20 protein-coding genes are annotated in these 20,778 nt (G+C 65.9%); 12 read left to right on the top strand and 8 right to left on the bottom strand.

The window, feature by feature from the left end; genetic code table 11:
- The first annotated feature begins 85 nt into the window (after window positions 1–85).
- The gene (gene lpdA, locus C1933_RS17260) at window positions 86–1,894 is read left to right on the top strand and encodes a dihydrolipoyl dehydrogenase (RefSeq protein ID WP_108754241.1); all 1,809 of its coding nucleotides are present in this window, start codon (window positions 86–88) and stop codon (window positions 1,892–1,894) included.
- A gap of 347 nt (window positions 1,895–2,241) precedes the next feature.
- Here lpdA and C1933_RS17255 read toward each other — a convergent pair whose 3' ends face one another.
- Window positions 2,242–3,060, bottom strand: a complete 819-nt coding sequence (locus C1933_RS17255) for a hypothetical protein (protein WP_108754240.1) — start codon at window positions 3,058–3,060, stop codon at window positions 2,242–2,244.
- Window positions 3,061–3,557: 497 nt separating this feature from the next.
- Here C1933_RS17255 and C1933_RS17250 point away from each other — a divergent pair, with 497 nt between their 5' ends.
- The 9 genes from C1933_RS17250 to C1933_RS17210 all read left to right on the top strand — a co-directional run bounded on the left by C1933_RS17250 (window position 3,558) and on the right by C1933_RS17210 (window position 10,631).
- On the top strand, window positions 3,558–3,890 hold the full coding sequence (locus C1933_RS17250) for a hypothetical protein (protein ID WP_057496518.1): 333 nt from the start codon (window positions 3,558–3,560) through the stop codon (window positions 3,888–3,890).
- Window positions 3,891–3,922: 32 nt separating this feature from the next.
- Window positions 3,923–4,723 (top strand): F0F1 ATP synthase subunit A, encoded by an 801-nt coding sequence (gene atpB / locus C1933_RS17245; RefSeq protein WP_108750365.1) that lies wholly within the window; start codon window positions 3,923–3,925, stop codon window positions 4,721–4,723.
- A gap of 73 nt (window positions 4,724–4,796) precedes the next feature.
- Window positions 4,797–5,102, top strand: coding sequence for a F0F1 ATP synthase subunit C (gene atpE / locus C1933_RS17240; protein ID WP_005411133.1), 306 nt, complete (start codon window positions 4,797–4,799; stop codon window positions 5,100–5,102).
- 107 nt (window positions 5,103–5,209) lie between these two features.
- Window positions 5,210–5,680 (top strand): F0F1 ATP synthase subunit B, encoded by a 471-nt coding sequence (locus C1933_RS17235; protein ID WP_108750366.1) that lies wholly within the window; start codon window positions 5,210–5,212, stop codon window positions 5,678–5,680.
- 2 nt (window positions 5,681–5,682) lie between these two features.
- Window positions 5,683–6,210 (top strand): F0F1 ATP synthase subunit delta, encoded by a 528-nt coding sequence (locus C1933_RS17230; RefSeq protein ID WP_108754239.1) that lies wholly within the window; start codon window positions 5,683–5,685, stop codon window positions 6,208–6,210.
- A 44-nt stretch (window positions 6,211–6,254) separates the two neighbouring features.
- On the top strand, window positions 6,255–7,802 hold the full coding sequence (atpA, locus tag C1933_RS17225; RefSeq protein WP_108754238.1) for a F0F1 ATP synthase subunit alpha: 1,548 nt from the start codon (window positions 6,255–6,257) through the stop codon (window positions 7,800–7,802).
- Window positions 7,803–7,897: 95 nt separating this feature from the next.
- Complete coding sequence (gene atpG, locus C1933_RS17220) at window positions 7,898–8,761, top strand: F0F1 ATP synthase subunit gamma (RefSeq protein ID WP_049435859.1); 864 nt, start codon at window positions 7,898–7,900, stop codon at window positions 8,759–8,761.
- 38 nt (window positions 8,762–8,799) lie between these two features.
- The gene (atpD, locus tag C1933_RS17215; protein WP_032129045.1) at window positions 8,800–10,206 is read left to right on the top strand and encodes a F0F1 ATP synthase subunit beta; all 1,407 of its coding nucleotides are present in this window, start codon (window positions 8,800–8,802) and stop codon (window positions 10,204–10,206) included.
- Window positions 10,207–10,208: 2 nt separating this feature from the next.
- Window positions 10,209–10,631, top strand: a complete 423-nt coding sequence (locus C1933_RS17210) for a F0F1 ATP synthase subunit epsilon (protein ID WP_005419509.1) — start codon at window positions 10,209–10,211, stop codon at window positions 10,629–10,631.
- A gap of 114 nt (window positions 10,632–10,745) precedes the next feature.
- Here C1933_RS17210 and C1933_RS17205 read toward each other — a convergent pair whose 3' ends face one another.
- Entirely contained in the window at window positions 10,746–11,132 is a 387-nt protein-coding gene (locus tag C1933_RS17205; protein ID WP_108754237.1) for a GtrA family protein, read from the bottom strand.
- 81 nt (window positions 11,133–11,213) lie between these two features.
- Here C1933_RS17205 and glmU point away from each other — a divergent pair, with 81 nt between their 5' ends.
- Together glmU and C1933_RS17195 are read left to right on the top strand one after the other, a co-directional pair.
- The gene (gene glmU / locus C1933_RS17200) at window positions 11,214–12,581 is read left to right on the top strand and encodes a bifunctional UDP-N-acetylglucosamine diphosphorylase/glucosamine-1-phosphate N-acetyltransferase GlmU (RefSeq protein ID WP_108754236.1); all 1,368 of its coding nucleotides are present in this window, start codon (window positions 11,214–11,216) and stop codon (window positions 12,579–12,581) included.
- Window positions 12,550–13,083 (top strand): GNAT family N-acetyltransferase, encoded by a 534-nt coding sequence (locus tag C1933_RS17195; protein ID WP_108754235.1) that lies wholly within the window; start codon window positions 12,550–12,552, stop codon window positions 13,081–13,083. The genes glmU and C1933_RS17195 overlap by 32 nt, the downstream gene beginning before the upstream one ends.
- Before the next feature lie 104 nt (window positions 13,084–13,187).
- Here C1933_RS17195 and C1933_RS17190 read toward each other — a convergent pair whose 3' ends face one another.
- The 6 genes from C1933_RS17190 to C1933_RS17165 form a co-directional block, all read right to left on the bottom strand.
- Window positions 13,188–14,549, bottom strand: a complete 1,362-nt coding sequence (locus tag C1933_RS17190; protein WP_108750373.1) for an ATP-binding protein — start codon at window positions 14,547–14,549, stop codon at window positions 13,188–13,190.
- Window positions 14,546–15,892: a sigma-54 dependent transcriptional regulator gene (locus C1933_RS17185; RefSeq protein WP_108754234.1), complete on the bottom strand. Its 1,347-nt coding sequence runs from the start codon at window positions 15,890–15,892 to the stop codon at window positions 14,546–14,548. Before C1933_RS17185 ends, C1933_RS17190 begins: the two co-directional genes overlap by 4 nt.
- 104 nt (window positions 15,893–15,996) lie before the next feature.
- Window positions 15,997–17,214, bottom strand: coding sequence for an FtsX-like permease family protein (locus C1933_RS17180; RefSeq protein WP_108754233.1), 1,218 nt, complete (start codon window positions 17,212–17,214; stop codon window positions 15,997–15,999).
- 20 nt (window positions 17,215–17,234) lie between these two features.
- Complete coding sequence (locus C1933_RS17175) at window positions 17,235–18,536, bottom strand: ABC transporter permease (RefSeq protein ID WP_108750377.1); 1,302 nt, start codon at window positions 18,534–18,536, stop codon at window positions 17,235–17,237.
- Between the two features lie 10 nt (window positions 18,537–18,546).
- Complete coding sequence (locus C1933_RS17170) at window positions 18,547–19,269, bottom strand: ABC transporter ATP-binding protein (RefSeq protein WP_108754232.1); 723 nt, start codon at window positions 19,267–19,269, stop codon at window positions 18,547–18,549.
- Window positions 19,270–19,293: 24 nt separating this feature from the next.
- Window positions 19,294–20,577 carry an efflux RND transporter periplasmic adaptor subunit gene (locus tag C1933_RS17165; protein WP_108754231.1) on the bottom strand — a complete coding sequence of 428 codons (1,284 nt, stop codon included), beginning with the start codon at window positions 20,575–20,577 and terminating at the stop codon, window positions 19,294–19,296.
- Between the last annotated feature and the right edge of the window lie 201 nt (window positions 20,578–20,778).

The following is a 20,778-nucleotide window of genomic DNA, read 5'->3' as shown; positions in this document are numbered from 1 at the left end:
TGCGGCCGCTGCCCCTGGCGCGGCCGCGTGAACAGATGCAGTGACAGCCCGCCGGCCCGCCCGGCCGGGCACGAGGAAAACCACCATGGCCACGATTGAAGTCAAGGTTCCCGACATCGGCGATTACAGCGATGTGCCGGTGATCGAAGTGTTGGTCGCCGTCGGCGACACGGTGAAGAAGGACCAGGGCCTGGTGACCCTGGAATCGGACAAGGCCACCCTGGAAGTGCCGTCGTCGGCCGCCGGTGTGGTCAAGGAAATCAAGGTCAAGCTGGGCGACACGCTGTCCGAAGGCGCCGTGGTCGTGCTGCTGGACGCTGAAGGCGCCGCCCAAGCCCCGGCCAAGGCCGCCGCGCCGGCCCCGGCTGCGGCCGCCCCGGCCAGCAAGCCGCCGGTGACCCCGTCGCACCGCGCCCCGGCCGAGCCGGCGGCACCGAAGCCGGCGCTGTCCAGCGGCAAGCCGGCCGACATCGAATGCGAAATGGTCGTGCTGGGCTCGGGCCCGGGCGGCTACACCGCCGCCTTCCGCGCCGCCGACGTCGGCCTGGACACGGTGCTGGTGGAGCGTTACGCCAGCCTCGGCGGCGTCTGCCTCAACGTGGGCTGCATTCCGTCCAAGGCGCTGCTGCACGCCGCTGCGGTCATCGACGAAGTGGCCCATGCCGGTGATTTCGGCGTCGAGTTCGGCAAGCCGACCATCACTCTGGACAAGCTGCGCCAGTACAAGGAAAAGGTCGTCAACCAGCTGACCAAGGGCCTGGCCGGCATGGCCAAGCAGCGCAAGGTCCGCAGCGTGCAGGGCGTGGGTAAGTTCGTTTCCGCCAACGAGCTGGAAATCACCGCCGCTGACGGCAGCACCCAGCTGCTGCGCTTCCAGAAGTGCATCATCGCCGCCGGTTCGCAGGCGGTGAAGCTGCCGAACTTCCCGTGGGACGACAAGCGCGTGATGGATTCCACCGACGCGCTGGAGCTGGCCGAAGTGCCGGGCTCGCTGCTGGTTGTCGGCGGCGGCATCATCGGCCTGGAAATGGCCACCGTGTATGGCGCGCTGGGCAGCAAGGTCACCGTGGTCGAGTTCATGGACCAGCTGATGCCGGGCGCCGACAAGGACCTGGTCAAGCCGCTGGCCGACCGCCTGAAGAAGCAGGGCATTGAAGTGCACCTGAAGACCAAGGCGTCCGGCGTCACCGCCGATGCCAAGGGCATCACCGTCACCTTCGAGGCCGCCGAGGAAGGCCAGGCGCCGGCATTGGCGCAGGGCACCTTCGACCGCGTGCTGGTGGCCGTGGGCCGCTCGCCGAACGGCAAGAAGATCGATGCTGAAAAGGCCGGCGTGCAGGTCACCGATCGCGGCTTCATTCCGGTCGACCGGCAGATGCGCACCAACGTGCCGCACATCTTTGCCATCGGCGATATCGTCGGCAACCCGATGCTGGCCCACAAGGCCACGCACGAGGGCAAGCTGGCCGCCGAAGTGGCTGCCGGCCACAAGAAGGAATGGGTTGCCCGGGTGATCCCGTCGGTGGCCTACACCAACCCGGAAATTGCCTGGGTGGGCGTGACCGAGACCGAAGCCAAGGCAAAGGGCCTGAAGGTTGGCGTGGCCAAGTTCCCGTGGGCCGCCAGCGGCCGCGCGATCGGCATCGGCCGTACCGAAGGCTTCACCAAACTGATCTTCGACGAAGAGACCCACCGCATCATCGGTGGTGCCATCGTCGGCGTGCATGCCGGTGACCTGCTGGCCGAAATCGGCCTGGCCATCGAAATGGGTGCCGAAGCCGAAGACATCGGCCACACCATCCACGCGCACCCGACGCTGAGCGAATCGGTGGCAATGGCCTCGGAAATCTACGACGGCACCATCACCGATCTGTACATGCCGAAGAAGAAGTAACGCGCTCGCGCGCTGTAAACAAAAACCCGGCGAAAGCCGGGTTTTTTGTTGCCTGAAGCATGCGTGGGGCTTCGGTTGCTGCTGTGGCGAGGGTCGGGGCCGCGCCGCGGGTGGCAGGCATTCCGGCAAATGTCCCCCGGCCGCCGCCTGGCGGCGCCAGCCTCCTCCTTGAACTTGCCCGAATGCCTGCCACCCGCGACGCGGCTCGGCTTTCGGCGGACAGAAAGCCGCGCCCTCCACAGCCCGCGCCCGACACACCATCAGCCACGCGTTCTACACGGGAACACAAAAAAACGCGGCGCCTGGTTGCCCGGGTGCCGCGTTGGAGAGAGAGAGCGCGGTAACGCTTAGAAGCTGACGCTGATGCCGGCCACCGGGCCCTTGAATTCCTGCTTCAGGCCGATGGTGCCGTCGCTGCCCTTCTGGTCCACGTCCAGCTTGAACCAGTCGTAGCCGGCGAACACGCCGAAGTTGTCGGTGAAGCGGTAATCAACGATGGCATTGGCGCGGCTCAGGTCGCCCTTGTAGTCGTCGAAGCTGCCCCAGCGGGTGTTCAGGTACTGGCCCTGCAGGGTGATCATCCACTTTTCCGACGGGGTGAAGCTCAGTCGCGCACCGACCACCGGCGCCACACCGTCGGCCTTCTCGTCCAGGAACTGGCCTTCATACACGGTGCCCAGATCGGCATAGCCCTTGGTGCTGACCTTGGCGTACTCGGCACCCAGCTGCAGGCCCAGGTCGAACTTCTCGGTGTCCACCACCGAGTAGTCGTACACCAGGCTGGCCACCTGGTACTTCAGTTCGGCCTTGACGAAGCTGTCGGCCGGCACGTTGACGTCACCGAAGGTGATGTCCTGGCCCAGCGTCTCGCGGCGGTCCTTGTCGTACTTGAAGTAGTTGAACAGCAGGCGCTGGCGGTCGCTGATGCGGAACATGCCGTCGATGCGCGGTTCCCATTCCTTGCCGCCCAGCTTGAAGTCCTCGGAGAAGCCGATGTCCTGGCCGGCCACGTTGGTCTGGCCACGCAGCGTGTTGTCCGAATCGATGTTCATCGCACCCAGGCGCAGGGCGAAGCGGTCATCGCCTTCCGCAGCTTGGGCGGACGAAGCGAAGGAAGCGCCAGCGGCGAGCAGCGAGAGGGCGAGCAGGGTGGGTACGGAGCGCATCAGAGAGTCCTTGCGGTGGTTCATTCGGGATGAAAGCCACTGTGCCGGACGCGCGCGTCCACCCTACGTGAACGTATGGTCCACGTTGCGTGGACGGTTCAGCGCGGTCATGACGTTGCAAAGAAGATGGCCCCGGAGCGCGCTTCGGGGCCATCCTGGGACCTGCTGGGCGGAGCATCGACGAGGAAGTGCAGCAGGCAGGTCGAAAGGTCAGACTGCAGGCGTGCGGGAAAGTTCCCGGCCGTGCGACCAAAGTTCAATGCGCTGCGCTGCAGCATGCGGCGGACGCCATTGTCCCCCTGCTGGGCCGTAAAAAACCTGCCGTTCCCGCAACTTGCGGCTTCCGGGATGAACAGGCAGCGGTTGTCTCGCAAATTGTCCCATTGCTATAATTTGGCGGCTCGATGAGGCACCCCCTGTTTTCGCGGCCTCAGCCATTCACTTGTAACCACGTGGGACGTCCTGTGCTGAACTCCGTTGAAGCGGGTCGGCGACTGATGCTGCGCGCCGCGGTCTACCCGCTGGCTGCAGTCGCTGTGCTGGCTCTGGCCTTCCTCCTGGTAGGGCCGAAGTACGCCCTTGGCGCCCTGGCGTCCGGGGTGGCGATCTCGGCCGGTGGCTGGGTCGCGGCACGGATGGCGCTCAGTGGTGGGGCGGTGGCTGCGGGTTCGGCGATGGCGCGGCTGATTGTCGCGATTGTCGCCAAGTGGGTCGTGGTTTTCGGCGTCCTGCTGGTGGGGTTCCTGGTCTTCAAGCTGCCTGCATTGGCGCTGCTGGCCGGTATCGCCGTCGGTTTGATGTTCCAGGTCCTGGCCATGGCCAGGCGTTGACAAAAAATTCAATTAACGAAGGTTCCGGACACATGGCGGGCGAGGCTCTAACCCCTACCAGCTACATCCAGCATCACCTGCAGAACCTGACCGCCCCGGTCGGTAACGGCGAAGGGATGTTCTGGCACATCCACGTCGATACGTTCCTCACCGCGGTCCTGATGGGCCTGGTGATCGTGGTCGCGTTCTGGCTGGGCACCCGCAAGGCCACCGCCGGCGTGCCGGGCAAGTGGCAGGCCTTCGTGGAAATCTGCCTGGAGTTCGTCGACCGCCAGGCCAAGGACACCTACCACGGCAAGAGCAAGCTGGTCACGCCGATCGCCATCACCATCTTCTTCTGGATTCTGCTGATGAATCTGCTGAAGATGATCCCGGCCGATTTCATCGCCAAGCCGCTGGAAATGGCCGGTATCCACTACTGGAAGCCGGTGCCGACCGCTGACGTCAACGCCACCCTGGGCATGGCCTTCAGCGTGTTCTTCCTGATGCTGTTCTTCGCCCTGCGTGCGAAGGGCCTGGGCGGTTTCATCAAGGAATTCCTGACGGCGCCGTTCGGCAAGTGGATGATGCCGTTCAACCTGATCCTCAACATCGTCGAGTGGCTGAGCAAGCCGATCTCGCTGGCGATGCGACTGTTCGGCAACATGTTCGGCGGCGAAATCGTGTTCCTGCTGATCTGGGTGCTGGGTGGTGCCGGTTTCTTCGGTGCCATTGCCGGTGGTGCGTTCGGCCTTGGCTGGATGCTGTTCCACCTGCTGGTGATCCCGCTGCAGGCCTTCATCTTCATGATGCTGTCGATCGTGTACCTGAGCCTGTCGGAAGACGCTCACTAAAGTTCCAAGCTTCAACGCGTTTCAACCTTCATCCGTTTCATCACCCTTAGCAACTTAGTTCCTGGAGATAACCATGTACTTCGCCGTCCTGACCAACTTCGCGCAGATTCAGAGCTCCACCGCCCTTGCCGTCGGCATCATGATCGGCCTGGCCGCGCTGGGCGCCGGTCTGGGTCTGGCCATCATGGCTGGTAAGTTCCTGGAGTCGGCCGCCCGCCAGCCGGAACTGATCCCGGTCCTGCAGGTCCGCATGTTCATCACCGCCGGCCTGATCGACGCCGCGTTCATCATCTCGGTCGCCGTCGGCCTGCTGCTGGCCTTCGCCAACCCGCTGTCGGCCGCCTTCGCTGGCGCCGTCACCAAGGCTCTGGCCGGCTGATACAGCGGTTTGAGACGACCGGGTGCTGATGCACCCGGTTTCGGATGAAGGTCCGGGTGCGCCGCTCCGGCGGCGCATCCACCCCGAAACCAGCGATCGAGCTAACCATGAATATCAATTTCACCCTTCTTGCGCAGGCGCTCGCCTTCGCTGGTCTGATCTGGATCATCGCGACCAAGATCTGGCCGCCGCTGATGAACGCGATCGAAGAGCGCCAGCAGAAGATTGCTGAAGGCCTCGCCGCTGCCGACCGCAGCCAGAAAGATCTGGCCCAGGCGCAGGAAAAGGTCAACGAAGCACTGAAGGACGCACGCACCAAGGCCAACGAGATCATCGACCAGGCCCACGCGCGCGCCAACCAAATCGTCGACGCTGCCCGTACCGAAGCGATCACCGAAGCCACCCGTCAGAAGGAACTGGCCCAGGCTGAAATCGACGCCGCCGCCAACCGTGCCCGTGAAGATCTGCGCAAGCAGGTGTCCGCGCTGGCCGTGACCGGTGCCGAAAAGCTGCTCAAGCGCGAAATCGACGCCAACGCCCACAAGGCGCTGCTCGACGAGCTGGCCTCGGAGATCTAAGGATGAGCCAGGCCCTCACGCTTGCCCGCCCGTACGCCCGCGCCGCCTTCGCGACCGCGCGCGACGAAGGCACGTTCGCGCCGTGGTCGGACGCCCTCGCGTTCTCCGCCCACGTCGCCGCCGACCCGCGCGTGGCGGCCCTGCTCGCCAACCCGGAGCTGGGTCGTGACGACGCCGTCGCCCTGCTGGCGCCGGTGAACCACGGCGAAAGCTACTCGCGTTTCCTGGCCATCCTGGCCGAATCGCATCGTCTGCCGCTGCTGCCGGAAATCGCCGGCATGTACGACGCCCTGCGCGCCGAAGCCGAACAGGTGGTCAAGGCCACCGTGACCTCGGCCGCCGAACTGTCGGCCGGCGAGCTGGACGCGATCAAGGTCGCGCTGCGCAAGCGCTTCAACCGCGAGGTCGATGTGACCACCGCGGTGGATGCCTCGCTGATCGGCGGCGCCGTGATCGATGCCGGCGACGTGGTCATCGATGGTTCGCTGAAGGGCAAGCTGGCCCGTCTGCAGACCGCGCTCGCTAACTGAATTCATTTAACGTCCGGCCCCGCTGCCGGCACTAGGACTTGACGATGGCAACCACGCTCAACCCCTCCGAAATCAGCGAACTGATCAAGAACCGCATCGAGAAGGTCAAGCTGGCCGCGGAATCGCGCAACGAAGGCACCGTGACCAGCGTGTCCGACGGCATCGTGCGCATCTTCGGTCTGGCCGACGTGATGCAGGGCGAAATGATCGAACTGCCGAACAACACCTTCGCCCTGGCCCTGAACCTGGAGCGCGACTCGGTCGGCGCCGTGGTCCTGGGTGACTACGAGAACCTGCGCGAAGGCGACGTCGCCAAGACCACCGGTCGCATCCTGGAAGTGCCGGTCGGTCCGGAACTGCTGGGCCGCGTGGTGAACGCCCTGGGCGAACCGATCGACGGCAAGGGCCCGCTGGGCACCGACGTCACCGCCCCGGTGGAGCGCGTTGCTCCGGGCGTGATCTGGCGCAAGTCGGTCGACCAGCCGGTGCAGACCGGTTACAAGTCGGTCGACTCGATGATCCCGATCGGCCGTGGCCAGCGCGAGCTGATCATCGGCGACCGCCAGACCGGCAAGACCGCCATGGCCATCGATGCGGTGATCAACCAGAAGGGCACCGGCATCAAGTGCGTGTACGTTGCGATCGGCCAGAAGGCTTCGACCATCGCCAACATCGTGCGCAAGCTGGAAGAGAACGGCGCGCTGGCCCACACCATCGTGGTTGCCGCTACCGCTTCCGAATCGGCTGCCATGCAGTACATCAGCGCCTACTCGGGCTGCACCATGGGTGAGTACTTCATGGACCGCGGCGAAGACGCGCTGATCGTGTACGACGATCTGTCCAAGCAGGCCGTGGCCTACCGCCAGATCTCGCTGCTGCTGAAGCGCCCGCCGGGCCGTGAAGCCTACCCGGGTGACGTGTTCTACCTGCACTCGCGCCTGCTGGAACGCGCTGCCCGCGTGTCCGAGGAATACGTCGAGAAGTTCACCGAAGGCAAGGTCACCGGCAAGACCGGTTCGCTGACCGCGCTGCCGATCATCGAAACCCAGGCCGGCGACGTGTCCGCCTTCGTTCCGACCAACGTGATCTCGATCACCGACGGCCAGATCTTCCTGGAAACCGACCTGTTCAACGCCGGCATCCGCCCGGCCGTGAACGCCGGTATCTCGGTGTCGCGCGTCGGTGGCTCGGCCCAGACCAAGATCATCAAGAAGCTGTCGGGCGGCATCCGTATCTCGCTGGCCCAGTACCGTGAACTGGCTGCGTTCGCGCAGTTCGCCTCGGACCTGGACGAAGCGACCCGCAAGCAGCTGGAGCGCGGCCAGCGCGTGACCGAGCTGATGAAGCAGAAGCAGTACGCGCCGATGTCCATCGCCAACCAGGCGCTGTCGATCTACGCCGTCAACGAGGGCTACCTGGACGACGTGCCGGTCAACAAGCTGCTGGCGTTCGAAGAAGGCCTGCACGCCCACTTCGCCAACACCCAGGGCGAACTGGTCAGCAAGGTCAACGCCACCGGCGGCTGGGACAACGACATCGAAGGTGCCTTCAAGAAGGGCATCGCCGAGTTCAAGACCACCGGCAGCTGGTAATCGCGGTCCTGTAGAGCGGAGCCATGCTCCGCTGGACCAGATGACAAACGGTTGAACAACGCGGGGCAGCAGCCCCGCGCCACGGGAAACAAGAGATGGCAAGCGGACGCGAAATCAAAACCAAGATCAAGAGCGTGCAGAACACCCGCAAGGTGACGCGCGCCCTGGAAATGGTCTCGGCCTCCAAGATCCGCAAGGCGCAGGATCGGATGAAGACCTCGCGTCCGTACGCGCAGGCGATGAAGCAGGTGATCGGCCACCTGGCCCAGGCCAGCACCGATTACCAGCATCCGTTCCTGGTCGAGCGTGAGCAGGTCAAGCGGGTCGGGTTCATCGTGATCTCCTCCGATCGCGGCCTGGCTGGCGGCCTGAACAACAACCTGTTCCGCAAGATGCTGGGCGAAGCCAAGGCATGGCAGGACAAGGGTGCCGAAGTGGACCTGGTGACCATCGGCCAGAAGGCATCGACCTTCTTCCGCCGCGTGAAGGTCAACATGGTCGGCAGCGTGACCCACATCGGCGACGTGCCGAAGCTGGAATCGCTGATCGGTGTGATCAAGGTCATGCTCGACGCCTTCACCGAAGGCAAGGTCGACCGCGTGTACCTGGTCTACAACCGCTTCGTGAACACCATGACGCAGAAGGCCAGCTTCGATCAGCTGCTGCCGCTGCCGCCGGCTGAAAAGCAGGTCGCTCACCACGACTGGGACTACCTGTACGAACCCGATGCCGCGACCGTGCTGGAGCACGTGATGACGCGTTACATCGAATCGCTGGTGTACCAGGCACTGCTGGAAAACGTCGCCTCCGAACATGCCGCACGCATGGTCGCGATGAAGGCGGCGAGCGACAACGCCAACAAGCTGATCGGCGAACTGCAGCTCGTCTACAACAAGGCGCGCCAGGCAGCGATCACCCAGGAAATCTCCGAAATCGTCGGCGGCGCGGCAGCAGTCTGACCGCGTTCGTTCAAAGCACACATTTAGAGGATGCAGCAATGAGTCAGGGCAAGATCGTTCAGATCATCGGCGCGGTCGTCGACGTCGAATTCCCGCGTGAGTCGGTGCCGAAGGTGTATGACGCACTGAAGGTCGACAACACCGAAATCACCCTCGAAGTCCAGCAGCAGCTGGGCGACGGCGTGGTGCGTACCATCGCCCTCGGTTCCACCGATGGCCTGAAGCGCAACCTGGTGGCCACCAACACCGACCGCGGCATCTCCGTGCCGGTCGGCGCTGGCACCCTGGGCCGCATCATGGACGTGCTGGGCCGTCCGATCGACGAAGCCGGCCCGGTGGCCGCCAGCGACAGCTGGGAAATCCACCGTGCAGCCCCGTCGTACGAAGACCAGAGCCCGGCCACCGAACTGCTGGAAACCGGCATCAAGGTCATCGACCTGATGTGCCCGTTCGCCAAGGGCGGCAAGGTCGGCCTGTTCGGCGGCGCCGGCGTCGGCAAGACCGTCAACATGATGGAACTGATCAACAACATCGCCAAGGCGCACAGCGGTCTGTCCGTGTTCGCCGGCGTGGGTGAGCGTACCCGTGAGGGCAACGACTTCTACCACGAAATGAAGGACTCCAACGTCCTGGACAAGGTGGCGATGGTGTACGGCCAGATGAACGAGCCGCCGGGCAACCGTCTGCGCGTCGCCCTGACCGGCCTGACCATGGCCGAGTACTTCCGCGACGAGAAGGACGAAAACGGCAAGGGTAAGGACGTCCTGCTGTTCGTCGACAACATCTACCGCTACACCCTGGCCGGTACCGAAGTGTCGGCACTGCTGGGTCGTATGCCGTCCGCCGTGGGTTACCAGCCGACCCTGGCCGAGGAAATGGGCGTTCTGCAGGAACGCATCACCTCGACCAAGAACGGTTCGATCACCTCGATCCAGGCCGTCTACGTGCCCGCCGATGACTTGACCGACCCGTCGCCGGCGACCACCTTCGCCCACCTGGACTCGACCGTCACCCTGTCGCGTTCGATCGCCTCGCTGGGTATCTACCCGGCCGTCGATCCGCTGGATTCCACCAGCCGCCAGATGGACCCGCTGGTCATCGGCCACGAGCACTACGACACCGCCCAGCGCGTCCAGCAGACCCTGCAGAAGTACAAGGAACTGAAGGACATCATCGCCATCCTGGGCATGGACGAACTGTCCGAAGAAGACAAGCAGGCCGTGTCGCGCGCCCGCAAGATCGAGCGCTTCTTCAGCCAGCCGTTCCACGTGGCCGAAGTGTTCACCGGTTCGCCGGGCAAGTACGTGCCGCTGAAGGACACCATCCGTGGCTTCAAGGCCATCGTCGATGGCGAATACGACCACCTGCCGGAGCAGGCGTTCTACATGGTCGGCGGCATTGAAGAAGCGGTCGAGAAGGCCAAGAAGATGGCTGAGAAGGCCTGATCATGAGCACCATTCGTTGCGACATCGTCAGCGCTGAACAGGAAATCTTCCGTGGCGAAGCGACCCTGGTCGTGGCGACCGGTGAGCTGGGCGAGCTGGGCATTGCGCCCAAGCACGCCCCGCTGATCACCCGACTCAAGCCCGGCAAGGTCGTGGTCACCACGCCGAACGGCGAGCAGCTGGATTTCGCCATTTCCGGCGGCATCCTGGAAGTGCAGCCGCAGGTAGTGACCGTGCTGGCCGACACGGCCATCCGCGCCCAGGACATCGACGAAGCCTCGGTCCGCAAGGCCAAGGAAGAAGCCGAGCGCATCCTGGCCAACCGTGGTGAAGCGATGGAAGTGGCCGAAGCCCAGCAGAAGCTGGCCGAAGCCGTGGTCCAGCTGCAGGCCCTGGAACGTCTGCGCAAGAACCTGAAGCACTGAGGTTCACCCGCAGCACCCACGAAAACGCCGGCCCAGTGCCGGCGTTTTTGTTTGTGCGGATAATGGGCCGAGGCGCGTAGAGTCGACCGTTGGTCGACTATCGCGCGCACCGCCTCAGCGGTAGACCACATACCGCATCAGCAGGAACGACACGCACGCCAGGCCGCCTTCCACCAGCGGCTTGGCCAGCCATGCGTACTGCAGGCCCAGCGCATGGTCGGCGGCGGCCACCAGCAGGGTGCTGGCGATCGTCACCAGCGTCCACAGCGGCAGGAAGCGCGCGAACCGGCGCCACCCCAGCCGCTGGCGGCCCTGGCCATCGGCGAAGGTGTAGCGCCCGTTGAGCCAGAACCCCAGCAGCATGCCGCCCACGCGCCCGGCCACGTTGGCCGGCACCACCGGCATGCCCGCCGCCGTGCAGGCGACGAACAGCAGCCAGTCCAGCAGCAGCTGGGCCAGGCCGACAACAAGGTAGGAACGTCCCTGGCGGAACAGGCTCATGGCGGACGGCAATGGCAATGGATGCCCATGTTAACGGCCTGCGTTCTAGAATCGTCGGCAACGACCTACGGATAGCCGCCCATGACCCAACCCCTGCACGTGATCATCCTGGCCGCCGGCGCCGGCAAGCGCATGAAGTCGGTGCTGCCCAAGGTGCTGCAGCCGATCGCCGGGCAGCCGATGCTGGCGCATGTGATCGCCACCGCGCGCGAACTGCAGCCGGCGGCGATCCACGTGGTCTACGGTCATGGTGGCGATGCGGTCCGCCAGCGCTTCGCCGGCCAGCCGGACCTGCTGTGGGCCGAACAGGCGCAGCAGCTGGGCACCGGCCACGCCGTGGCCCAGGCCATGCCCGAAGTGCCCGACGCCGCGCAGGTGCTGGTGCTGTACGGCGATGTGCCGCTGATCCGCGCGCAGACCCTGCGTGACCTGCTGGCGCAGCCGGGCCGCCTGGCGGTGCTGGTGGCCGAGATGGACGACCCGACCGGCTACGGCCGCATCCTGCGCGATGCCGAGGGCAAGGTCGGCGCCATCGTCGAACAGAAGGATGCCGATGACGAGCAGCGCCGCATCCGCATCATCAACACCGGCATCATCACCGCCGAATCGACCGCGCTGCGGCGCTGGCTGTCGCAGCTGTCCAACCGCAACGCGCAGGGCGAGTACTACCTGACCGATGTGTTCGCCTTCGCCGCCCATGAGTTCACCCCGGCGGAGATGGCCCTGGTGGCCGACGCCCAGGAAGCCGAAGGCGCGAACGATCCCTGGCAGCTTTCGCAGCTGGAACGTGCGTGGCAGCGCCGCGCGGTGCGCGCCCTGTGCACCCAGGGCGCGCGCGTGCTCGACCCGGCGCGCGTGGATGTACGCGGCCAGGTGACCGTGGGCAGCGACGTGCAGATCGACGTGGACGTGATCCTGGAAGGCACCGTGGTGCTGGCCGATGGCGTAAGCATCGGGCCGTTCACCCGCTTGAAGGACGTGACGCTTGGGCCGGGCACCGAAGTGCGCGCGCACTGCGATCTGGAAGGCGTGGTGAGCGAAGGCGCCGCACAGATCGGCCCGTTCGCGCGGCTGCGCCCGGGCACGGTGCTGGCCGACGGCGTGCACGTGGGCAACTTCGTGGAAACCAAGAAAGTCACCCTGGGCGTGGGCAGCAAGGCCAACCACCTGACCTACCTGGGCGATGCGGTGATCGGCAGCAAGGTGAACATCGGCGCCGGCACCATCACCTGCAACTATGACGGGGTGAACAAGTCGACCACGACCATCGGCGACAACGCCTTCATCGGTTCCAACAGTGCGCTGGTGGCGCCGGTGCTGATCGGCGAGGGCGCCACCATTGCGGCGGGCTCGGTCATCACCCGCACCGCACCCGATGGCAAGCTGACCCTGGCGCGCGCACGACAGGAAACCATCGATGGCTGGAAGCGCCCGATCAAGAAGTCCTGAGCCACGTGTGCCGCACGCCGATGAGCTCGGCGTGCTGCCAGGCATCGAACAGCGCGCCGGCGAGCTGCTGAAGGGCCATGATGCCTATCAGGTGTTTGCCGGGCATGGCCTGGATCTGCCTGCGCTACACGAAGGTCTGCGGCGCCGGCAGGTGTGGGTGGTGGATGCGGCCGACGGCGGAATCGCCGGTTACCTGCTGGCCGGTGAACTGGCAGGTGAGTTCCATGTGCTGCAGATGGATGTAGATCCCGCGCACGCGCGCCGGGGCCATGGACGTGCGCTGTTGCGCCACGCATTGGCGATGGCCAGGGCAGACGGCTATCCGGCAGCGGTACTGACCACGTTGAGCGATGTGCCGTGGAACGCGGCCTTCTACGCCAGCGAAGGATTCGTCACGGTGCCGGAAGCGGAATGGGGCGCCGGCCTGCAGGCCGTGATGGCCGAAGAGGCTGCGTTGGCGTTTCCGATGCATCTGCGGGTCGCGATGCGTCGGGTGCTGTAGCGGCCGACCTTGATCGGCCTATCCACGCATGGCGTGGATCTACTGCCGCCGGCCATGGTCCTATCCCCGGTAGATCCACGCCATGCGTGGATACGGCCCCCCGTTCACCCCACCGGCAACAGGATCGACACGCACAGCCCGCCCTCGCCGCGGTTCTGCAATGACACCCGCCCGCCGTGCGCTTCCACGATTTCCCGGGTCAGCGCCAGGCCCAGCCCGGTGCCGTTGCGCTTGGTGGAATAGAACGGCATCAGCGCGTTCTGCAGCACCTGCTCGTTCATGCCCTTGCCGCGGTCCAGCACATCCAGCCGCAGCCACTGCGGCAGACGGGTCAGCTGCACCTGCACATCGTCGTTGGGCGGGTCGGCTTCGGCGCAGGCTTCATGCGCGTTCTTCAGCAGGTTCAACAGCGCCTGGCCGAACTGGGCGATGTCGATGCGGCTGCTCAGGTCTTCGCTGGGCGGGTGGTCCATGGTGAACGGAATCTGCTGGCCCAGGCTCGCCAGGAACGGCGCCCAGTGCACGGTCTGCAGCTGCGGCTGCGGCAGCTTGGCAAAGCGCGCGTAGCCGCGGATGAAGCCTTCCAGGTGGCGTGCGCGGTCTTCGATGGTGCTGAAGATCTCGGGCAGGCGGTCGAAACGCTCGCGCTTCACCAGCTCGCCGCCGGAATGGGCCAGCGAGGCGATCGGCGCCAGCGAGTTGTTCAACTCATGGCTGATCACCCGGATCACCTTCTTCCAGGTCTGCACTTCCTGCCGCCGCAGTTCGGCGGTCAGCAGCCGCACCAGCAGCAGATCGTGCGGGCGGCCGTTCAGATGGAACGCGCGCCGCGACAGGTGGTAGACCTGTTCGTCGTCCTCGTCCACTTCGGTACCGTCGTCCACGTCCGGGCGCACTGCGAACAGGCTGTCGCCGCCGCGCTCGATGGCATCGCGCAGCTCCACCGGCATCTGCTCCAGCACATCCTGCAGCCGTTGGCCCTCCAGCTTCCAGCCGCCGTGCAGCAGCTTGCGTGCAGCCAGGTTGGAAAACACCACGCGCGCAATGCCATCGCCACCGGCGGCGATCAGCAGCATGGCCACCGGCGTGTTCTGCACCATGGTGTCCAGCAGCAGCTCGCGCTGCACCAGGCCCTGGCGCTGTTCGCGCAGCACATCGCCCAGTTCGCGGTGGGCCTGCACCAGGTCACCCAGCTCGTCGTTGCCTGGCCAATGCACGCTGAAGTTGTATTCGCCGTCGCGGTAGCTGCTGGTGGTGCCGGCCAATGCCCGCATCAGCGATCGCACCGGTGCGGTGGCACGGCGCAGCGCCCACCACATCAGCGCCAGCAGCAGCACGGTGGACACCAGGGTGACCGCCCAGCCGTGGTCCAGCCAGTAGGCCAGCAACCACGGCAATGCCGCAGCCAGCGCCAGCACCGGCAGCAGGCGCAGGAACAGGCGGAAGGTGAACGAGCGCCGCTTCATTCGCGCGGAATGCCGTGGCGATCCATGCGGCGATACAACGCCTGCCGGCTCAACCCCAGTTCGGCGGCCGCCTGCGCAATCACCCCGTGGTTGCGTGCCAGCACCTCTTCAATACGCGCGCGGTCCGGGTCATTGCCGGCACTGGGCGCCGGGCGTGCTGCGGCCGGCGCGCGCGGCAGGTTCAGATCGGTCACCTCGATGCGCGGGCCACTGGCCAGCAGTTCGGCGCGCTGGATCACATTGCGCAGTTCGCGCACGTTGCCCGGCCACGGGTGGCGCTGCAGCGCGGCCGCGGCGGCGCTGGACAGCGGCTTGCCGGCGGCCAGGAAGCGCTCGGCCAGCGGCAGGATGTCACCGGGACGCTCGGCCAGCGGCGGCAGTGCCAGCTCCACGGTGTTCAAGCGGTAATACAGATCTTCGCGGAAGCTGCCGTCGCGGATCATCGCCGGCAGGTCCGCATTGGTCGCGCTGACCACGCGCACCTTCACCTGTCGCTCGCGGTTGGAGCCCAGGCGCTCGAAGCGGCCGGTTTCCAGTACGCGCAGCAGTTTCATCTGCCCGCCCAGGGACAGGTTGCCGATCTCATCCAGGAACAGCGTGCCACCGTCGGCCGCTTCGAACTTGCCCTCGCGTGCCTTGTTGGCACCGGTATAGGCACCGGCCTCGGCGCCGAACAGTTCGGCTTCGATCAGTTCCGAGGGCAGCGCGCCGCAGTTCACCGCCACGAACGGGCCCTTGGCCGCCAGTGAATTGGCCTGGATGATCTGCGCGATCTTTTCCTTGCCGGCGCCATTGGGGCCGGTGATCAGCACCGGCAGTTCCGAGCGTGCCACCTGGCAGGCCAGGGCGATGATGCGCTCGCTGGCTGGATCGGCGAACACCGCATCACACAGCTCGTACTTGGTTTCCAGCGCCGTGCGCTGGCGCTGTTCGCGGGCGCGGCGCTGGTCCAGCTCGCGGCGCGCCTCGGACAGCTCCAGCAGGTTGTTCACCGTGGTCAGCAGCTTGCGGTCATCCCACGGCTTGGCCAGGTAGTCGGCGGCACCGGCCTTCACCAGGTCCACCGCACTGCTCAGGTGGGTCCAGGCGGTCAGCAGGATGACCGGCAGATCGGGGTGGCGCGCGCGGATCTGCGCGAACAGTGCTTCGCCTTCCTCACCGGAGGTGGTGTCTTCGGTGAAGTTCATGTCCTGGATCACCAGATCCACCGGCTGCGATTCCAGCAGGGCCAGCCCATCGGCCGGGCTCTGCGCCTGCAGGGTGTCGATGTCATGCAGGGAAAACAGCACGTCCAACGCGGTAGCTACGCTGGCGTTGTCGTCGATGATCAGGATCGCAGGCATGGACGCATTCTGGAGAAGGGATGGGTGGCGCCAAGAGAGCCGTGACCGGCGCCACCCATCAAGCATAGCCAAACCCGTGGCCGCGCAGGGCCCGGGGGTACGTCTCAGGCCCCGCGGGTGGCCACCGCCGGCGGTACCGCGGCGGCGCGCCGGGCCGGGCCGAACACCGCGATCTGGCCCAGCACCCACAGCAGCAGGGCGCCCAGCGGCAGGTACAGCAGCGGCATGCGCGGCAGCTCGTACATGTTCATCAGGGCCAGGTTGATGGCGTAGGCCGCCAGCATGCCCAGCACGATGCCCAGGGTGGCCAGCAGGAAGTTCTCGGTCTGGAAGTAGCGCAGGATCTGCCCGCGGGTGGCACCCAGCGCACGGCGGATGCCGATCTGCTTGCTGCGCTGCTGCACCCAGAAGCTGGCCAGGCCGACGATGCCCAGGGCCGTGACCACCAGCAGCGCCACGCACACCGTCACCAGCAGGCCGACCATGGCGCGGTCGTTGCTGAAGTACTTCTGGCGCTGTTCTTCATAGGTCATCTTTTCGCGCATCAGGCGGTTGGGATCGTTGCGTTCCAGTGCAGCCACCGCGGCCTTCAGCACCTCGTCGCGGCGCTCCGGTGCGGTGCGCAGCATGTAGGTGCCGCCTTCGTCGAAGCCACGGCGCAGCGGCATCAGCATCGATTCGGACCAGTTGTTGGCCCAGCCGGTGGGGGTGGTGAGCGTATCGACGATGCCGATCACATGCAGCGGCTGCTTGCCCATGTAGTAGGTCTTGCCCAGCGCATTGCCGTTGGGTTCCATCTTCGCGGCGGTGGCCTGGGTGAAGATCACCGGGATCGCCTTGTCCTGCGAACCGGCCTTGCTGACCACTTCATAGTCCCGGTATTCGTCGGGCTGGAAGTCACGCCCGGCGATCACGTTGATGCCCATGGTGCGGATGCCGTCTTCGGACATCGTGTACATCGATGCTTCCGTGGTCGGCTGTTCCTGGTCCTGCTGGCGCTGGATGCTGCTGCTTGAAGAACCGCCGCGGAAGGGGACCTGGTTGATGATGGTGGCGCTGGTGACGCCGGGAATGGCGCGCAGCGAGGCCAGGTCTTCGCGGGTGCGGGCCAGGCCGTTGGTCTGCTTGCCGATGCCGCTCACGCGCACCATCACCAGTTCGTTCTCGGCAATGCCGCTGGGCATGCTGATCTTTTCCACGCGCTGGCTGACCAGGAACAGCGCATTGCAGACGATGGCGCAGGTCAGGGCGACTTCCAGCACGATCAGGGCGGCAGCGGTCTTGTGCCGGCGCAGGGTGCTGAGGATGGGGCGGATGTCCATGGGAGTCCTCGTTCGGGTGCTTACTGCGACTTGAGCTGGATGGCCGGGGTGACCTGCATCGCGCGCCAGGCGGGCAGGAAGCCGGCTGCAAGGCTGGCAAACAGGGTCAGGCCGATGGCCAGCAGCAGCATGCTGCCGTCCAGGTGGGCCAGCTTGGCGTAGTCCACCGGCTGCTGGCGCACCGCGAACAGACCGAGCAGGGCCACGCCGATGCCGAGCACGCCGCCGACCACGCCCACCGCACCGGCTTCCACCAGGCACTGCAGGAAGATCTGGCCGCGGCTGGCGCCCAGCGCACGGCGCACGCCGATTTCACCGCTGCGGCGCAGGAACTTGGCCAGCAGCAGGCCCACCGTGTTGACCAGGCACACGCCCAGGAAGCCCAGCGCCAGCCACAGCTGCAGGCGCACATCGCTGGGCACCGCGCCGTTGAAATCCAGCCACTCCATCACGTTGCGCAGGCGCACATTCGGCGGGCGCTCGAAGCGGCCGGCCTCACGCTGCTGGCTGGAGTAGTTTTCCAGGTAGCGGCGGTAGTCGTCGGCCTTTTCCGGCGGCACTTCGGCCCAGTACTGGAGCCAGGTGCAGGGCGCGTTCAACGAATAGCTGTTGCCGTCCGGGTTCTCGCCGAAGCAGTTCATGTTGCCGCTGCTGCCCAGCTTCATGTCGAAGGAGGTGGTGACCGGCAGCAGCAGATCCTCATCCTTGCCGTAGCTGCCGGTGGTCAGGTCGAAGAACTGCGGTTCGGGATTCCATTCCTTCATCACGCCCACGATGCGGAAGCTCTGGCCATCCATGCGGATGTCCTTGCCCACGCTGTTGCCGCCCTGGTACAGCTTGTCGTTCAGCGCCTTGGAGATGACCACCACGCGCGCGCGGCCCTCATCGTCCTGGCGGGTCCAGGGGCGGCCGTACTGCATGGGCACGTTGAACATCGGGAAGAAGTCGGCCGAGGTCCAGCGCGTATCGATCGTGAACGGCTGCAGGGTGCTGCTGTCCGGTTCGATGGTACCGCCGCCGGCGCTCATCAAGGCCTGGCGTTCGGCCTTGGCTTCGCGCAGCAGCGCCTCGCCGTCGAAGCGGGTCATCTGCGAATTGGGCTCTTCGCCGGGCACGTAGCCACCGCGCGGGCCCGGGTCCAGCTGCACGTAGAACAGGCGATCGCTCTTGTCCGGAATCGGATCGCCGGAGAGCACATGGAAGACGGTCAGGGTGGTCATCGAGGCACCGATGCCCAGCGCGATGGCCACCACCATCAGCGCGGTCAGCACCTTGTTGCGGCGGAAGCTGCGCGCCGCCAGGCGGGCGTAGTAGGCGAACATGGTCAGGCCCTCACTCGTTCACGGCAACGATGCGGCGCGGCGTGGCCAGCACCGGCTCACGCACCAGGTCGGTCACCTGGCCGTCGACAATGTGTACGTTGCGCTGCGCGCGCGCGGCCAGTTCCGGATCATGGGTGACCATGACGATGGTGGTGCCGGCGGCGTTGATCTCTTCCAGCAGCTCCATCACCCCGCGTGCCATCTGCGTGTCCAGGTTGCCGGTCGGTTCGTCGGCCAGCAGCAGGCGCGGGCTGCCAGCCAGGGCACGGGCAATCGCCGCGCGCTGCTGCTGGCCGCCGGACAGTTCGTTGGGGTAGTGCTTCATGCGCGAGCCCAGGCCGACCTGGGTCAGCGCCTTTTCAATGCGCTCGCGGCGCTCGTTGGCGCTCATCTTGCGGTAGCGCAGCGGCACATCCACGTTGTCGAACAGGTTCAGGTCGGGAATCAGGTTGAAGCCCTGGAAGATGAAGCCGATCTTCTGGTTGCGCAGGCGGCTGCGCGCATCATCGCCCAGCGTGCTCACGTCCTGGCCGTCCAGCAGATAGGTGCCGCTGGTGAAGGTTTCCAGCAGGCCGGCAATGTTGAGGAAGGTGGTCTTGCCGGAGCCGGACGGGCCGGTGACGGCCATGAATTCGCCTTCCTTCACCTGCAGTTCCAGTGAGCGCAGTGCGTGGGTTTCCACCTGTTCGGTGCGGAAGACCTTGGCGACCGAACGCATTTCGAGCATGTACATGGGGTGTCCTCTCTCCAGGATGTGTCAGTTGACGGAGACGCGTTCGGCGTCCTTGAACAGGTCGCTGCCGGAGACCACGATGCGGTCGCCCGGCTGCACACCCGACTTGATTTCCACTTCGCCCAGGCTGCTGACGCCCAGCTCCACCGGTCGGCGCACCGCAGTGCGGCCGTCCATTACATAGGCCACGCCGTTGCCCTGTTCCACGAACGGGCCACGCTCGACCTTCATTACGTTCCGGCGCGTATCCAGCAGCACGCGCACCGACATGCGCTGGCTCTGGCGCAAACCTTCGGGCTGTGCGGCGGCAAAGCGCACGCGGGCGTTCACTTCACCGTTCACCACCTCCGGCGAGACGGCGCTGATCTCGCCGGCGAACGGCTTGCCGTTGCCGCCAGTCAGCTGCGCCGGCATGCCGATGGCCAGGTCGCGGGCGAAGCTTTCCGGCACCTTGATCTCCACTTCGAACTTGGACAGGTCCACCACGCCCAGCACCGGCGCGTTGGCCGCCAGGTTGGTGGCCTGGGTGGCCTGCACCTGGCCCACCTGGCCATCGAACGGGGCGCGCAGGGTCAGTGCGTCCACCTGGCGCTGCACTTCGGCCACCACGGCCTTCTGGCGGTCGGCCAGCAGGCGCTTGTTGCGCGCATCCAGGTCGGCGCCCTGGCTCTGCAGGCGGGCGTCGGTGGTGGCGTTGGCCAGGGTGATGTCGGCCTTCTTCAGGCTGTCCTGCGCCTTGGCCAGATCGATCTGCGGCACCGCGCCGCCGTCGTAGCCGCGCTGGTAGCGCTGCAGGTCGCGGTCGGCGGCCTGCCTTTCGATGCTGGCCTGGTCGGTTTCCTTGCGCGACTTGGCGCGGGCCAGGGTGGCGTCCAGCGCGGCGCGGCTGGCTTCGGCTTCCAGGCCGGCCAGGGTGGCCTGTTCCTGGGCCAGCTTGCTGCGCAGTTCCGGGCTGTCGATGATCGCCAGCTCCTGGCCCTTCTTCACCACGTCACCGGCCACCACCTTCAGGTCCACGGTGCCGGCCGAGATGGCGTACAGGGTGGGGCTGTTGGCGGCGATCACGCGGCCGTCGGCGGCGATGTCGCGCACCAGGTCGCCGCGCTGCACTTCGGCAATGCGCACCCGGCTGCTGTCGAAGGAGCGGCTGGCATTGGACCAGGCATGCACCGCCCAGCCGATGGCGGCCAGCAGGGCAAGCCCGCCCAGCACCGGCCAACGGTAACGGCGCAGGGCGGCGCCCGAGCGGGAGGTGCCGGCCGGGGCGGAGGAAACGATCTGGTCCTGGGCAGAGGTGTCGCGGATCATCGGGTGCGTGCCTGTCGGTGGTAGCCCATACCAAGCACGTCGCGTGCCAACTTTTTGGTGTTATGAATCAGTGGTTTAGCGGGCCGTGATCGGTGTCCGGGTGTCCGCGGACACTGCAGCGGACACTTTCATTAAGCGGACAGGCGGGGGAGGGCGGACACCCACGCTAGAATGCCGACACCGTCTTCAAGGAAACGCGAC

The organism is Stenotrophomonas sp. ZAC14D2_NAIMI4_6 (assembly GCF_003086875.1).
Taxonomy (GTDB): Bacteria; Pseudomonadota; Gammaproteobacteria; order Xanthomonadales; family Xanthomonadaceae; genus Stenotrophomonas.
Note: the sequence above shows the minus strand (reverse complement) of the source record. Positions and strands in the feature narration are given on the sequence as shown.